Below are 14,878 nucleotides of genomic sequence, written 5' to 3'. Positions count from 1 at the left end.
AACGCGCCTCCGGCGCACTCGAATGTTTTAAGAAAATTTTCGTCGGATTCTAATGGGTTAACCGACCAGTAACATTAACGCGCTTTAATCCGATCCAGTTGGTGCAGCGTTTGTGCGGGTTAGTGCGATGCAACTCAGTGTTTTGAAGACAAACAGTCGCAATCTGGCGCGGGGCTGCGCTGTTCTCATGATTGCGGGGGCGGCCGCCGGGTGCAGTTCCCAGGCTTCGCGGTTCAACAGTGTCGACGACGTCTTCACTTCCTCGACCAACAATCAGCGCGCCATCATCAACAAGCAGGATGCCGTACAGCCCTATCCGGGCGATGTCTCGGCAGCGCCGCTTGACGGCACCCACACGCAGTCGGTCAGCCGCTCGAGCCTCGAACCGGTTTCGAGCCGGCCGTTGTCGCCGCCCGTTTCAGCCCAGGCGCAACCCGCGCCGGCGCTCGCGCCCGCCGCCAATCCAGTGCGTGTCGCATCGGCGCCGGCCATGGTTCGGCCTGCTCCCCATGTTGACAGGACGACAACCGGCAACGTGGAGCCGGCCGCTAAGCCGTTCAAGAATGCTCAGCCCGACGCGCCGAAGGTAGCCGAGGCGGGCAGGCCGCACGCGACCGAGATCGTCGTCAGGGACGGCGAGACCATTTCCGGACTGGCGGCGCATTACAAAGTACCGGCCGATGTCATCATGAAGGTGAATGGCCTGAGCCCGACCAAGGGGCTGAAGACCGGCCAGAAGATCGTCATTCCGGCCTATGCCTATTCGAGCAAGGCCGAGCCGAAGGTCGCCGACGCCAAGCAGCTGAAGGACGGATCGGCGAAGGATGGCAAGCACGACCTGCCGGCCACCGCGCCGGACAAGGTCGCCGTCCTGCCGCAGCAGCCTAAGCTCAAGGAAGGCAAGTCCGCCGCGCAGGTCGATGCTTCGGCCGCCGCAAGCCAGCCCAAGGAGCCCAAGCCGGCGCAGACCGCCAAGGCAACAGGCGCCGCCAGCACCTACACGGTCCAGTCGGGTGACACGATGTCTTCGATCGCCAGGAAGACCGGCGTCGGCGTCGTTGCGCTTAAGCAGGCCAACGGCATGAAGGATGGCCTGCTCAAGATCGGCCAGACCCTGAAGGTGCCGGCCGGTGGAACCGCGACGGTCGCCAGCGCCAAGCCGGCAAAAGTCGATCCGGTGACCACCGCAACCACGCAGCCTCCGGCAAAGACAACACCGTCGGAAACGCTGGCATCCTATACGCCGCCGAAGAAGGACGCGAAGGTCATCCAGCAGGCCGAGGACGACGACGCGGTGGCGCCCGATGCCACGGGTATCGGCAAGATGCGCTGGCCGGTGCGCGGCCGGGTTATCTCCGGTTTCGGATCCGGCAAGGACGGCGTCGACATCGCCGTGCCCTCGGGCACGCCGATCAAGGCGGCCGAGAACGGCGTCGTCATCTACGCCGGCGACGGGCTCAAGGAATTCGGCAATACGGTGCTGGTGCGCCACGAGAACGGCCTGGTCACCGTCTATGGCCATGCCAGCTCGATCGAGGTGCAGCGCGGCCAGAAGGTCAAGCGCGGCCAGGAGATCGCACTCTCGGGCATGAGCGGTACGACGGACTCGCCGAAGCTGCACTTCGAAGTGCGCAAGAACTCGGCGCCGGTCGATCCCTCGACCTATCTCGAATAGAACAAAAAAAGCGATTTGCGGGCCGTCTGACCTCCAGTCCGGCCCGCCGGCTCAGCCCGTTCCGCAAGGAGCGGGCTTTTTCAGTTTGTGCAAGGCCCGCCCGCGCGGTTCACAGATGATCGCGGAGCGTGTCGGCGATCATCTCCTCGAGGCTGCTGGCCTTCACGCCCAGAAGCGCCTCTGTGTCGGAGGCATCAACCAGCAGGGGTCTCTCGAAGAGGTAGCTCATCTCGATGGCCTCATGCATGCCCTGGGATTCGATCTCGGTGGCGGAATAGGAACGTATCCCTGAAACCTCTCTTCCGAGCATCGCCGCGGTTTTCTGGATGAGCTCCCGGGGTGAGGCATATTGCGAGGGAACGTGAAACGCGTGTCCCCATTCGCCGTTGTAGCGGGCCGCCGCGACCAGCGTCCTCGCGACATCCTTGGTGAAGGTCCAGGCATGGGTTGCGTCGAGGTCTCCAATGAAGGCGGCAGGCTTGCCCTCGATGATGGAGGGCAGCGCGATCAGTGAAAAATAGCTGATCGCGCCATGCCCGAGATAGTCGCTGGAGCGTATTTCGATCGCCGGTATGTCGGCACGAACCGCCCGCTGCCACATGATCGTCCTGGCGGTTCCCTTCCTCGAAGTGGGGTCCAGGGGCAGGTCGGAGCGAAGCGGGCTATCGGCATTTTCCCCGTAGCCATAGAGGTTTCCGAGCACGATGAGTTTGGCACCGACCGCTTCGGCCGCGCGCACGGTGCCATCGATGATGGGGAAAAAGTCGGTCGGCCACCGATCATACGCGGCCATGGCACACATGAAAATGGCATCGGCACCCCGGCAGATACGCGACAGTTCCGAGGCATCCGTGGCATCGGCCTGTATGGTCCGCACGTTCGGCAGCGCGTTCGAACCGACGCCTCGGCTGGTGAGAACGACATCATGTCCTTCCTCTCCAAGAAGGCGCGCGGTCTCGCGTCCAACCGGGCCCGCGCCGACGACAACATAGAAACTCATGGCAACCTCTCTTCCAAGCTTGATGGAGAGGCGTGCGTACAGGTCCGCGGCATTGAAAGTCGCGCGGGAATTGCCAAATCTTGAACAGGTTTCGCCATGAATCGAGAGAGCATGCGTCCACAATTCGCTCCGGCCCGATCCCCATCCGACGTCGCAATGATCTCCCGGCACATCGAGGCAGGTGTCCATCGTCTGCCGCGGGCGCCGCACCATCGCGTCATGGTGCATGCCAGCGCGGCGACACGCTCCTACTGCAATCAGGTTGGGCGCTATTTCGTCAGGCGCGCCGGCGATATCGACCTGGTACCAGCTGGCGAGGAGGGCGGTTTCGAGGCCGAAACCGCGTTCGACACGATCGAGATCGTCTTGCAGCCAGCCCTGATGGAAAGGGTAGCGGCGGAACTTGGCGGCAGGGCGCTGGTGTCGCGGCTCGACACGCGCCACCTGCTTCGTGACGAGCGCATCGAACATCTCGCTCGCGCACTCCAGAGCGATCTCGATGCAGGCGCACCGAGCGGCTCTCTATTCGCCGACAGCATTGGCGCCGCTCTGGCGGTCAGGCTGCTTGGTGCCGACGATATGGACATCGAACGAACGAACCGCCTGTCGGATATCCAGCTCAAGCGCGTCCTGGAGCACATCGAGGCCGCTCTCCACGAGCCGCTCTCGATCCATCGGCTGGCCCGGGTTGCCGGCGCGAGCAGCTCGCACTTGCGGACATGGTTCAAGGTGGCGACGGGCGTCACCCTGCATCGCTACGTGTTGCGACGTCGGGTCGAACGCGCGCGTGCCCTGCTGCAGCAGGGCGATCTTAGCACCAGCGAGGTCGCGGAATTGACGGGCTTCGCGCACCAGTCACATCTGGCGCATTGGATGCGCCGCGAGATTGGCCAAACGCCGCGCGACGTGCGACGGGCGCGGCCGCCCAAGTGACATCCTGGAATTGGCGTTGGCGGCGCCTCAGTCCTTGAGCGGCTTGCCAAGCCGGCCGGCCAGATCCTGCGTGAATTGCCAGGCGACGCGGCCCGAGCGGCTGCCGCGCGTCGTCGCCCATTCCAGCGCCTCCGCGCGCAGCTGTTCGGGGTCGATGTCGAGGCCATGATGGCTGGCATAGCCGTTGATCATCTCGAGATACTCGTCCTGCGAGCATTTGTGGAAGCCGAGCCAAAGCCCGAACCGGTCGGAGAGCGAGACCTTCTCCTCGACCGCTTCGGACGGGTTGATGGCGGTCGAGCGCTCATTGTCGATCATGTCGCGCGGCAACAGATGGCGGCGGTTCGAGGTGGCGTAGAAGATGACATTGGCAGGGCGGCCTTCGACGCCGCCTTCAAGTGCCGCCTTCAGCGACTTGTAGGACGTGTCGTCATGATCGAAGGACAGATCGTCGCAAAACAGGATGACGCGGAAGGGCGCGGCCTTCAGCAGACCCATCAGCTTCGGCAGCGTATCGATGTCCTCGCGGTGGATCTCGATCAGCTTGAGCGGCAGGTCGGATTTAGCCTTTTGTGATTTGGCCCGGGCATTGATCTCGGCATGCACGGCCTTGACCAGCGACGATTTGCCCATGCCGCGCGCGCCCCACAACAGCACGTTGTTGGCGGCAAAGCCGGCGGCGAAGCGCTCGGTGTTGTCGACGAGGATGTCGCGCACGCGGTCGACGCCGCGGATCAGGCCGATGTCGACGCGGTTGACCTTGCGCACCGGCTCAAGATAGCCGGGATCCGCCTGCCAGACGAAGCAGTCGGCCTCGCCGAGGTCGGTTTCAGGCATCGGCGGCGGGGCGAGGCGGCCGACAGCCTCGATCAGGCGGTCAAGTTTCTTGTTGAGGGCGTCGATGGTGCTGTCGGTCATTTCAGGTCTTCTGGCTCGTTTCCTGGGGCAGGCAGGTGGGACACGTTCGAATCCGTCGGGTTCGAAACCTGTCCCAACCTTTTGTTCGAGCGTGATCTTTTCTGTAAACCGGCTCTCGCTTTTCGCGATCCTGCTCTAACACGGGCGAACAGGCCGGAAAAGCAGCCGATTTGGTCGGTCGCGCAGTTGCATTGACAACTTTACCGACTATATTCCGGCCAAATTTCAAGGGGCCGCCAAACTCCGCAGGACGGTTGGCGGCTGTTTTCAAAATTCAGGAGTACCTCGATGTTCGTGACACCGGCATACGCCCAAGGCATTGGCGGCGCCTCTCCCGATATGTTCATCAGCATTTTGCCGTTTGTCCTGATTTTCGTGATCATGTATTTTCTGATCATCCGCCCGCAGCGCACGCAGCTGAAGAAGCGCGGCGAGATGCTGGCGGCGGTCCGCCGCGGCGATACGGTTGTCACCGGCGGTGGTTTCGTCGGCAAGGTGACGAAGGTGATCGACGACAACGAGCTCGAGATCGACCTTGGTGGTGGCACCAAGGTGACGGCGCTGCGCTCGACGATCGCCGATGTGCGCGTCAAGGGCGAACCGGTGGCCAACCAGAACGCCAAGAAATAACCCAATTCAAGGCGGAGCGATCCGCGGACACGCTCTGACGGACGACGCCATATGCTGTATTTTTCGCGCTTCAAGATGATCCTGATCTGGATGGCCGTCGCCATCACAGTGATCCTCGCCGCGCCCAATCTGTTCCCCGCCAGCACGTTGGCCCAGCTGCCGAGCTGGGTGCCGAAGCGGCAGATGACGCTCGGCCTCGACCTGCAGGGCGGTTCGCACATCCTGCTGGAGATGAACCAGAACGATCTGATCAAGGATCGGCTGGAGACGACGCGCGACGAAATCCGCACGCTGCTGCGTGACGCCAAGATCGGCTATACCGGCCTTGCCGGCACCGGGCGGACCTTGCAGGTGCGCATCACGGATCCGGCCCAGCTCGACGCCGCGAAGAAGGCGTTGAAGACCTTGACCGATCCTGTCGCCGCTGGCCTGTTCTCCGGTGGCTCCATCCAGGAAATGTCGCTGGATGATTCCGAGCCGGGCCTGCTCAAATTCACCGTCACCGACGCTGGTATCAAATACCGCACATCGACCGCATTGGCGCAGTCGATCGAAGTGGTCGAGCGCCGCGTCAACGAACTCGGCACCACCGAGCCCATCGTGCAGCGGCAAGGCGACGACCGCATCCTTGTGCAGGTGCCAGGCCTGCAGGACCCGCAGCGGCTGAAGGAAATCCTCGGCCAGACCGCGAAGCTGACCTTCCAGATGGTCGACCAGTCGATGCCGGTGCAGGACGCGCTCAAGGGGCGCCCGCCCGCAGGCTCCTCGGTGCTTTATTCGCAGGACGATCCGCCGGTTCCGTATCTGATCGAAAACCGCGTCATCGTTTCGGGCGAAAACCTCGTCGACGCGCAGGCGACCTACAATTCGCAGAACAACGAGCCGGTGGTTTCATTCCGCTTCGATTCGAAGGGCGCCGCCCGCTTCGGCCAGGCGACCTCGCAAAATGTCGGCAAGCTATTCGCCATTATCCTCGACAACCAGGTGATCTCGGCGCCGCAGATCCGTGAACCGATCCTCGGCGGCACCGGCCAGATATCAGGCAATTTCACCGCCCAGAGCGCCAATGATCTCGCCGTGCTTTTGCGAGCCGGTGCGTTGCCGGCGACACTGACGGTCATCGAGGAACGCACTGTCGGACCGGGCCTTGGCCAGGATTCGATCCATGCCGGCAAGGTGGCCGGCATCATCGGTTCGATCCTCGTCGTTGCCTTCATGTTCGTTGCCTACGGCTTCCTCGGCTTCCTCGCCAACATCGCGCTGGCGGTGCACGTGGCGATGATCGTCGGCCTGCTGTCGCTGCTCGGCGCGACGCTGACCTTGCCGGGTATCGCCGGTATCGTGCTGACCATCGGCATGGCGGTGGATTCCAACGTGCTGATCTACGAACGCATCCGCGAGGAGCGACGCGCCGGCCGCTCGGTGATCCAGGCGATCGATACCGGGTTCTCGAAGGCGCTGGCGACGATCATTGATTCCAATGTCACTTCGCTGATCGCGACAGTGGTGCTGTTCTATCTCGGCACCGGCCCGGTCAAGGGCTTTGCCATCACCTACGCCATCGGCATCCTGACCACGGTGTTCACCGCGTTCACCTTCACCCGCATGCTGGTGTCGATCTGGCTGCGCCGCGCCCGTCCGAAGGAATTGCCGAAGGCCCCGGTGACCTTCATTCCGCCGGGCACCAAGATCCCCTTCATGGGCATCCGCCGCTGGACGTTCGCGCTGTCGAGCTTCCTGTCGGTGCTGTCCGTGGTGACGTTCATGACCGTCGGCATCAATTACGGCATCGACTTCAAGGGCGGTTCGCTGATCGAGGTGCAGGCCAAGAGCGGCAATGCGGACATCGCCGACATCAGAGGCCGGCTGTCGGATCTCAACATCGGTGAGGTCCAGGTGCAGCAGTTCGGTGCGCCGAACGACGTGCTGATCCGCGTTGGCACGCAAGATGCCGGTGAAAACGCCGAACAGACGGTCATCGACAAGGTGCGCGGCGAGCTGCAGGACAATTATGACTTCCGCCGCGTCGAAGTTGTGGGGCCAACGGTTTCCGGGGAGTTGGCCAAGCAAGGCACGATCGCAATGCTGGTCGCGCTGGTCGGCATCCTGGTCTATGTCTGGTTCCGCTTCGAATGGCAGTTCGCGGTCGGCGCCATCGTTGCGACGGTGCACGATGTGGTCATGACGCTCGGCTTCTTCGTCATCTCCGGGCTTGAATTCAACCAGTCATCGCTGGCGGCGATCCTGACCATCATCGGCTATTCGCTGAACGATACGATCGTGGTCTATGACCGCGTTCGTGAGGATTTGCGAAAATACAAGCGCATGCCGCTGCCGCAACTGTTGAACAACGCCATCAACGAGACGCTGTCGCGAACGACGCTGACCTCGGTGACGACCAGCTTGGCCCTGCTGGCGCTGGTTTTGTTCGGTGGCGAGGTGATCCGCTCGTTTACGCTGGCCATGCTGTTCGGCGTCGTCTTCGGCACCTATTCGTCGATCTTCATCGCGGCACCGCTGCTGATCCTGTTCAAGCTGCGGCCGCAGGCTTCGGCCGACGAGGAGAAGCCGGTCAACGGCGGCAAGGCGGTCGCGACCTGACGCGCGGCCCCGAAGGGGACGAAAGTGGTGACCGGCAAAGGCATCGTCATCCGCGAGGCGCACTTCCCCGGCCGCGCGCCGATCGAGGCCTATGGCAATGGCGGGTTCCGCTTTGCCGACATGTCGCATCGCGGTTCGCTGCTGTGCCTGCCATCCGGCATCCATGGCTGGGAGCCGGCGGACGCTTCAGCGCTGACAGTGGCGGATTTCGAAAAACTGCTGGCCGAGGCGGACAAGGTCGAGATCCTGCTGGTCGGCATGGGCAAGGATTTGAGGCCATTGCCCGCGGCGCTGCGGGAGGCGCTGAAGGAGGCCGGTATTGCCTCCGACCCGATGTCGACCGGGGCTGCGGTGCGGACCTACAATGTCCTCCTGGCGGAAGACCGCGCCGTGGCTGCCGCGCTCATCGCCGTCGATTGATATGTCGCAAAATGCCAAAATCGTCATGGACGCGGTGCGGGCCGCCGATCATGACCGCTATCTGACGGCACTCTACGCGCCGGCCGACAAGCGCGATGCGCTGTTTTCGCTCTACGCTTTCAATGCCGAAATCGCCGGCATCCGCGATCGCATCCATGAAGCATTGCCGGGCGAGGTGCGGCTGCAATGGTGGCGTGACCTCATCGCGGCCGACAGTGACGGCGCAGCCATCGGCCATCCTGTCGCCGACGCATTGAAGGCGACAATTTCTGGCCATCACCTGCCGAAACTGGCCTTCGACAACATGCTCGAGGCACGCATCTTCGATCTCTATGACGATCCGATGCCGTCGCGCACCGACCTGGAAGGCTATTGCGGCGAGACGGCCGCCGCACTGATCCAGCTTGCGGCGATGGTGCTCGATCCCGTCAAGGCGCCCCGCTTCGCTGAACTGGCGGGCAGGGCGGGTTGCGCGCAGGCCATGACCGGTCTCCTGCTGCTGTTGCCGCTGCACCGCAAGCGCGGGCAGTGTTTTGTCCCGGCCGACATTCTGGCGGCGGCGGGATCGACGCCGGAGGAATTTGTTGCCGGCGATGACGGGCCTGGGGCGCGGCGCGCCGTAGCGGCGATGACGGCACTGGCGCGCGAACACCTTTCCGCATTCGAGCGGGGCGCCGCCGGGCTGCCGGCGTCGTTGCGCCCGGCATTCCTGCCATTGGCGCTGTCGCGCGCCTATCTCGACAGGATGGAAGGCTCGCGCCATTCGCCGCTCGACGGCGTCGCGCGGCTATCCGCCTTGCGTCGGCATTGGCTGCTGGTGCGGCGGGCGAGCAAGGGCTGGCCGGCACTTTGACGTAAACGTCAAGCGTGCTAAGGATTCGGCCGTGCCGGGAACTGTCGCCAGAGATGACAGGTCGGCCCGGAGGAAATCCATGAACTTGCCCGTTCTGGTCGCGATCGTCGTCCTTGGCATTGCGCTGTCGGTTGCCGCGGTGCATTTCACCGGCGGCAGCAAGACGGCCACGCTGGCCGACCCCGATCAGGCGTTGCACCGTTTCGCCGAGGATTTTCCCGATGAAGCCGCGCGAGCGATCCACCTGACGGCGGATGCCAAGACGGCATTTCTGGACCTTGGACGAGGGCGCACCGGCATCGTCCACAGCATCGGCGACTGCTTCTTGACGCGGATCGTCACCGCGGCGGACGTCTCGGTGTCCAGTTCCGACGAGATGAACACAATTCAATTGCGGTTGACGGACTTCACCTGGAAGGGCGGCCGTTTCCGCTTCGCCAATGCCGGCGATGCGCAGGCCTTGCTGAAGGCTCTTGAAGCACGCCATGCCGCCAGGGAGGCCGCGTGATGGACAGCTATGATTTTCCGCAGGTTACCCAGCTGGCCATTCCGTTCTTCGTCGCCGCCATCCTGATCGAGCTCTGGCTGGTGCGCACCGGTCGTGCGAAGGGATCGTTCGAGACGCGCGACACGCTGACCAGCCTGATGATGGGCACCGGCAATGTCGTCGCCGGATTGCTGCTTGGCGTCGTCTCCTACTGGGCGCTGCTGTGGCTATGGCAGTTCCGCTTCTTCAATCTCGGCCTGTCGGCCTGGGTGTTCCTGGCCGCCTTCCTGCTCGATGATCTGCGCTACTATGTCTATCACCGTATCGCGCACCGGGTGCGCTGGGTGTGGGCGGAACACGTCAACCATCACTCAAGCCAGCATTACAATCTGTCGACGGCGCTCAGGCAGAGCTGGACGGGCCTGTTCACCTTCATGTTCGTGCTGCAGGCGCCGCTGGTGCTGCTCGGCTTTCACCCCGCGGTGATTGCCTTCACCTTCGGCTTCAACCTTGTCTGGCAGTTCTGGATCCACACCGAGACCATCGGCAAGATGTGGGGCTGGTTCGAGTTCATCTTCAACACGCCCTCGCACCACCGCGTCCACCACGCCACCAATCCACGCTATCTCGACGCCAACTATGCCGGCACGCTGATCATCTGGGACCGCATGTTCGGCAGCTTCGTCGAAGAGCTGGAGGAGGACCGGCCGCGCTACGGCATCGTCAGGAATCTCGGCACCTTCAATCCGCTGAAAGTGGCGTTCCACGAGTGGATCGGCATGTTCAGGGATGCGTTTGCACCGGGGCTTACGCTCAGCGATCGCCTGAACTACCTGATCAAGCCGCCCGGCTGGAGCCATGACGGCTCGCGTGAAACTTCGGAGAGCCTGAAGACGGCTTATGTCAGGCGCAATCCTGCCGAGGCGGGAAAGCCGGGATTGCCGAGGGTACGTGCCGACCCGGCCGAATAGGGGAATTACTCCGCCGCTTCGGCCGTTTCTGTTGGCGCCGGCAAGCCCAGCCATTGCCGGCAATCGCCCAGCGCGCGCGATGTGATGGCATGGCGCTTGGCTGATGTCTTGTCCTTGCCGCGCAGACGCTTGCCTTCGGATTTCGGCGCTTCCACCGGCGGGAACAGGCCAAAATTGACATTCATCGGCTGGAAGGAGCGCTTGCCCGGCTCGTCGTCCGAAACGATGTGGCCGCCGGTGATGTGGTTGAGCAGCGCGCCGAAAGCCGTGGTGAGCGGCGGCAGGGATGGCGCATGCCCGAGCCGCTCGGCGGCGGCGAAACGGCCGGCGAGCAGGCCGATCGCGGCACTTTCGACATAACCCTCACAACCGGTGATCTGGCCGGCGAAGCGCAGGCCCGGGCGCGATTTCAGCTGAAGCGAGGCGTCGAGCAGGGTCGGCGAATTGATGTAGGTGTTGCGGTGCAGGCCGCCGAGGCGGGCGAAGTCGGCGTTTTCCAGGCCCGGAATGGTGCGGAAAATGCGGACCTGTTCGGCATGCTTCAGCTTGGTCTGGAAGCCGACCATGTTGTAGAGCGTGCCCAGCGCATTGTCCTGCCTTAGCTGGACGACGGCGTAGGCCTTGACCGTCGGGTTGTGCGCGTTGGTCAGGCCCATCGGCTTCATGGGCCCGTAGCGCAGCGTCTCGACGCCGCGCTCGGCCATGATCTCGATCGGCAGGCAGCCGTCGAAATAGGGCGTGCCTTCCCATTGCTTGAATTCGGTTTTTTGGCCGTCGACCAGCGCCTGGACGAAGGCGAGATACTGCTCCTTGTCCATCGGACAGTTGATGTAGTCCTTGCCGGTGCCGCCCGGGCCGACCTTGTCGTAGCGCGACTGGAACCAGCATGTATCCATGTCGATCGTGTCGAAATGGACGATCGGCGCGATGGCGTCGAAGAAGGCCAGCGCATCGGCGCCGGTCGCCTCGGCGATCGACTGGGCCAGTGATGGGGCGGTGAGCGGTCCCGTGGCGATGATCGCCTGGTCCCAGTCCGCCGGCGGCAGGCCGGGCATTTCCTCGCGCTGGATGGTGATCAGCGGATGCGCCTCGAGCCTTTTCGTCACGGCCTCGGAGAAGCCGTCGCGATCGACGGCCAGTGCGCCGCCGGCCGGCACCTGGTTGGCGTCGCCGGCGCTCATGATCAGCGAGCCGGCCAGTCGCATCTCGGCGTGCAGCAGGCCGACCGCGTTGTTCTCGGCGTCGTCGGAGCGGAAGGAATTGGAACAGACGAGTTCGGCCAGGCCATCGGTCTTGTGCGCGTCCGTGCCGCGAACCGGGCGCATTTCATGCAGCACGACGGGAACACCGGCCTGCGCGGCCTGCCATGCGGCTTCGGAACCGGCGAGACCGCCGCCGACTATGTGTATGGAATTTTTGCTCATGAGCGCCGGAATAATCGCTTGGGGCGGCGATTGCAATTGCCGTGCTTGGTGCGGGCAAACCGCGGATGGTGAACCGGGCGCCGAAAACAACAACACCCGCCGGGGGAGGAGGTCCGGCGGGTGTCGTTTTGGGGGTCGATCCTCGGGAGGAGGTGAAGATCGACCGTATTCGTCATCGCCGGGGAGGAGGTCGGCTCTGACGAAATCTCTTTCGCGTTTTGAAAAGGGGCGAAACCCTTTGGAGCAGAATTCATTTTGCCCCGGGGAAACAACGCCCGCCGCGGGAGGAGGTGCGGCGGGCGCCGTTTGGTTGGCCAACCCTCGGGAGGAGGTGAAGGTTGGACCTATTCGTCATTGCCGGGGAGGAGGTCGGCTTTGACGAAATCTCTTTTGCCATCTTTTAAAAGGGGCAAAACCCTTTGGAACAAAATTCATTTGCCGTGGGAACAGCGCCCGCCGCGGGAGGAGGTGCGGCGGGCGCCGTTTTGGTGGTCAACCCTCGGGAGGAGGATAAGGGCTGACCGTTCGCTGGAGGTCGGGGAGGAGGTCGACCCCAGCGAAATTCCGTTAGATCGCCCGGCGGGCGATGATCTTGATTTCGTCGCGGACGATACCGAGATCATGCAGCTGGCGGTTCGAAAGGCGACCCAGCTCGGTAACCGTCTCGCGATATACGCGCCAGTTACGATAGTTGCGGATCAGGTTCATTGTCGTTCTCTTTTCAGAAACTTGTTCGGACCATTCGCGGTCCGAAGAATTAGACCGCCTTGCGAGCGACGTAAGGAATGTCGCTGCGGCTGATGCCGAGGTCGGTCAGTTCGCGGTTGCTCAGGCGGCTCAGCTCGGACACGGTGTCCCTGTAGCGGCGCCAGTTGCGATAGTTGCGGATCAGGTTCATGGTAGTTCTCGTTTCGTCTTTCTTGCGGATCATTCCGTTTGTGTACGAACCATAAATAGGCGGGCTCATATCGATTTAAAAGCGCTATGGCTGCATGGCAGCAATGCAAATTGTGCAATGCAACATTAACGCGCCTTCACGGACCTGACACAAAGAAGCCAGAATCGGAAAGTGCCGTGACGTCAACGGTTTGGCTGGTTCGGCTAAAAAAACGACCTAGCGGGGATGCAGGACATGGCGGGCTATTCGACACGGGTCAGATCCGACATTGCGCGGTGGCTCCAGGCAGGCCTGATCGACGTCGCGACGGCCGACGCCCTGACGCGTGACGTCGAGGCGAATACGCGCAAGTCGCTGAGCTTCGGTTCGATCCTGGCCATGATGGCGGCCCTGCTGTTCGGCGCGGCCATCCTGATCTTCGTCGCTGCCAACTGGGATGCCATTCCGCGGCTGGCGCGGGTCGCGGCGCTGTTTGCCATCATCCTTGGCGGTTATGTCGGCGGCGCAGTGCTGAAGACGCGCGACCATGCGGCGATCGCCGAAGCCGTGTGGATCGTGGCGGCGGCTGCCTTTGGCGGTTCGATCGCGCTGATCGGCCAGATGTACCATCTGTCCGGCGACGAGGCTTCCGCGCTGGTCACCTGGGGCGCCGGAACGGCGCTGGCGGCGGTCGCGCTGCGGTCGAACCCGCTGACCGTGGCGGCGGTCGGCATCGCCGACGCCTGGCTGTTCCTGAAGGGGTTCGACTATTACAGCCGCAGCGAGTTTCCGCATGCCTTCGTCGTCATGGCCATCGTGCTGTTTGCCGTATCGTTCTGGACCCGCAGCCAGGCCGCGCGGCATCTGATCATCCTGTCGCTGCTCTTCTATCTCGTGCTGTTGGCCGGCAATCACGCGACGCTGCCGGTGGCGATCCCTCTGGTCATCGTCTCCGCCGTGCTCTTCGCAGCTTCTGTCTTCGCACCGGAAGCGGTCGACAGGATCGTGCAACTCGGCGGCCGCTTGCCCCTGCATGCGCTGCTCGGCTTTCTTACCGGGCTGGCCATCATCCAGTTCGAACTGGCCGACGAAAGCACTTACAACAGCGGTTTCGCCATTGCCTCGGTCGTCGCGCTGGCCGGCATCGTCGCCGCCATCGTGCTGGCGGGACGGGAGAGCCGTGGCCTGCGCTGGCTTGCCTATCTCGGCTTCGCCTTCGAACTCGCCATGATCTATGTCGTGACTTTGCAGTCGATGCTCGACACGGCCGGCTTCTTCCTTGCCGCCGCGGTGCTGCTCGGCATCCTGGCGATCATCATCATCCGCGTCGAAAAACGCATGAAGGGTCCGGCAACGGGGGGAGCCACCGCATGATGACCGGAAAGAGGCTTGTTATCTCGGCGCTGGTGCTGGCGCTCGTCCAGATCGGGTTCCTGAGCTGGATCATCGCCGGCCGGGCGGCGATCCTGCGCAACGGCAAGGAAGTGCTGCTGAAGATCGAACCCGTCGATCCGCGCGATCTGCTGCGCGGCGACTACATCATCCTCGGCTACGCGATTTCGCGCATTCCGGTGAAAATGATCGCCAACATTCCCGCCGGCAAATTCTCCAGCGACGATACGTCGATCGTGGTCCGCCTGAAAAAGGGTGCTGACGGCTATTGGACGCCGACCACCGCCTGGCTCGGCAAGGCGCCGGCGCCAGCCGCTGCCGACGAGGCTGATATTGCAGGCCATGTCGCCGAAGGCTGGGATCTGCGCAGCGAGGGCATGACCATCGCGCCGGACTACGGCATCGAGCGGTTCTACCTGCCGGAAGGCGAGGGGATGGCGATCCAGAGCGACATGCGGGTGCGCCCGTTCGGGATAAGGCTTGCGCTCGCCAGCGACGGCACCGCGCAGATCAAGGCACTGGTCGACGGCGACAAGACGCTGTTCGAGGAACCGCTATATTAATAACGATGGATGCCGGTCATCGGTGCGAAGCAAGACCAGACCCCTCTAAAATCAAGTGTAAGGCCTTGCCGTACAAGCGTTGCGGCAGCGCGGCACCGGAATGGGCTCATTTTGTACCAACTGTCGTACCCCGC

15 protein-coding genes are annotated in these 14,878 nt (G+C 63.1%); 10 read left to right on the top strand and 5 right to left on the bottom strand.

Going from position 1 to position 14,878, the window contains the following annotated elements; genetic code table 11:
- Window positions 1–127 precede the first annotated feature (127 nt).
- Window positions 128–1,675 (top strand): peptidoglycan DD-metalloendopeptidase family protein, encoded by a 1,548-nt coding sequence (locus tag FJ546_RS17330; protein ID WP_140890443.1) that lies wholly within the window; start codon window positions 128–130, stop codon window positions 1,673–1,675.
- A gap of 109 nt (window positions 1,676–1,784) precedes the next feature.
- Here the strand turns inward: FJ546_RS17330 and FJ546_RS17325 are convergent, their stop codons facing one another.
- Window positions 1,785–2,675, bottom strand: a complete 891-nt coding sequence (locus FJ546_RS17325) for an NAD-dependent epimerase/dehydratase family protein (RefSeq protein WP_140890539.1) — start codon at window positions 2,673–2,675, stop codon at window positions 1,785–1,787.
- A 111-nt stretch (window positions 2,676–2,786) separates the two neighbouring features.
- On the opposite strand from FJ546_RS17325, the gene FJ546_RS17320 reads away from it, so the two are divergent.
- Window positions 2,787–3,608, top strand: coding sequence for an AraC family transcriptional regulator (locus FJ546_RS17320; RefSeq protein ID WP_140890442.1), 822 nt, complete (start codon window positions 2,787–2,789; stop codon window positions 3,606–3,608).
- A gap of 27 nt (window positions 3,609–3,635) precedes the next feature.
- Here the strand turns inward: FJ546_RS17320 and FJ546_RS17315 are convergent, their stop codons facing one another.
- A complete protein-coding gene (locus FJ546_RS17315; protein WP_140890441.1) occupies window positions 3,636–4,526 on the bottom strand; it encodes an ATP-binding protein in 891 nt (296 codons plus the stop codon).
- Window positions 4,527–4,814: 288 nt separating this feature from the next.
- Here FJ546_RS17315 and yajC point away from each other — a divergent pair, with 288 nt between their 5' ends.
- The 6 genes from yajC to FJ546_RS17285 all read left to right on the top strand — a co-directional run bounded on the left by yajC (window position 4,815) and on the right by FJ546_RS17285 (window position 10,488).
- Window positions 4,815–5,156, top strand: a complete 342-nt coding sequence (gene yajC / locus FJ546_RS17310; protein ID WP_010909882.1) for a preprotein translocase subunit YajC — start codon at window positions 4,815–4,817, stop codon at window positions 5,154–5,156.
- A 51-nt stretch (window positions 5,157–5,207) separates the two neighbouring features.
- Complete coding sequence (secDF, locus tag FJ546_RS17305; RefSeq protein WP_140890440.1) at window positions 5,208–7,757, top strand: protein translocase subunit SecDF; 2,550 nt, start codon at window positions 5,208–5,210, stop codon at window positions 7,755–7,757.
- 24 nt (window positions 7,758–7,781) lie between these two features.
- Entirely contained in the window at window positions 7,782–8,177 is a 396-nt protein-coding gene (locus FJ546_RS17300) for an Mth938-like domain-containing protein (RefSeq protein WP_181167974.1), read from the top strand.
- A gap of 1 nt (window position 8,178) precedes the next feature.
- Window positions 8,179–9,030 carry a phytoene/squalene synthase family protein gene (locus tag FJ546_RS17295; protein ID WP_181167973.1) on the top strand — a complete coding sequence of 284 codons (852 nt, stop codon included), beginning with the start codon at window positions 8,179–8,181 and terminating at the stop codon, window positions 9,028–9,030.
- 79 nt (window positions 9,031–9,109) lie between these two features.
- Window positions 9,110–9,538: a hypothetical protein gene (locus tag FJ546_RS17290; protein WP_140890438.1), complete on the top strand. Its 429-nt coding sequence runs from the start codon at window positions 9,110–9,112 to the stop codon at window positions 9,536–9,538.
- Window positions 9,538–10,488 (top strand): sterol desaturase family protein, encoded by a 951-nt coding sequence (locus FJ546_RS17285; protein WP_181167972.1) that lies wholly within the window; start codon window positions 9,538–9,540, stop codon window positions 10,486–10,488. The genes FJ546_RS17290 and FJ546_RS17285 overlap by 1 nt, the downstream gene beginning before the upstream one ends.
- A 5-nt stretch (window positions 10,489–10,493) precedes the next feature.
- Here FJ546_RS17285 and trmFO read toward each other — a convergent pair whose 3' ends face one another.
- The 3 genes from trmFO to FJ546_RS17270 form a co-directional block, all read right to left on the bottom strand.
- Window positions 10,494–11,912, bottom strand: a complete 1,419-nt coding sequence (gene trmFO / locus FJ546_RS17280; RefSeq protein WP_140890436.1) for a methylenetetrahydrofolate--tRNA-(uracil(54)-C(5))-methyltransferase (FADH(2)-oxidizing) TrmFO — start codon at window positions 11,910–11,912, stop codon at window positions 10,494–10,496.
- Window positions 11,913–12,479: 567 nt separating this feature from the next.
- Window positions 12,480–12,620, bottom strand: coding sequence for a DUF1127 domain-containing protein (locus FJ546_RS17275; RefSeq protein ID WP_019858543.1), 141 nt, complete (start codon window positions 12,618–12,620; stop codon window positions 12,480–12,482).
- Window positions 12,621–12,669: 49 nt separating this feature from the next.
- The gene (locus FJ546_RS17270; protein WP_013531315.1) at window positions 12,670–12,810 is read right to left on the bottom strand and encodes a DUF1127 domain-containing protein; all 141 of its coding nucleotides are present in this window, start codon (window positions 12,808–12,810) and stop codon (window positions 12,670–12,672) included.
- A gap of 234 nt (window positions 12,811–13,044) precedes the next feature.
- On the opposite strand from FJ546_RS17270, the gene FJ546_RS17265 reads away from it, so the two are divergent.
- Both FJ546_RS17265 and FJ546_RS17260 read left to right on the top strand, forming a co-directional pair.
- Entirely contained in the window at window positions 13,045–14,163 is a 1,119-nt protein-coding gene (locus FJ546_RS17265) for a DUF2157 domain-containing protein (RefSeq protein ID WP_140890435.1), read from the top strand.
- Entirely contained in the window at window positions 14,160–14,744 is a 585-nt protein-coding gene (locus tag FJ546_RS17260) for a GDYXXLXY domain-containing protein (RefSeq protein ID WP_140890434.1), read from the top strand. Before FJ546_RS17265 ends, FJ546_RS17260 begins: the two co-directional genes overlap by 4 nt.
- Window positions 14,745–14,878: the final 134 nt, after the last annotated feature.

This window comes from Mesorhizobium sp. B2-4-19, assembly GCF_006441315.1.
Lineage (GTDB): Bacteria > Pseudomonadota > Alphaproteobacteria > Rhizobiales > Rhizobiaceae > Mesorhizobium.
This window is presented reverse-complemented; position numbering and strand designations above follow the sequence as displayed.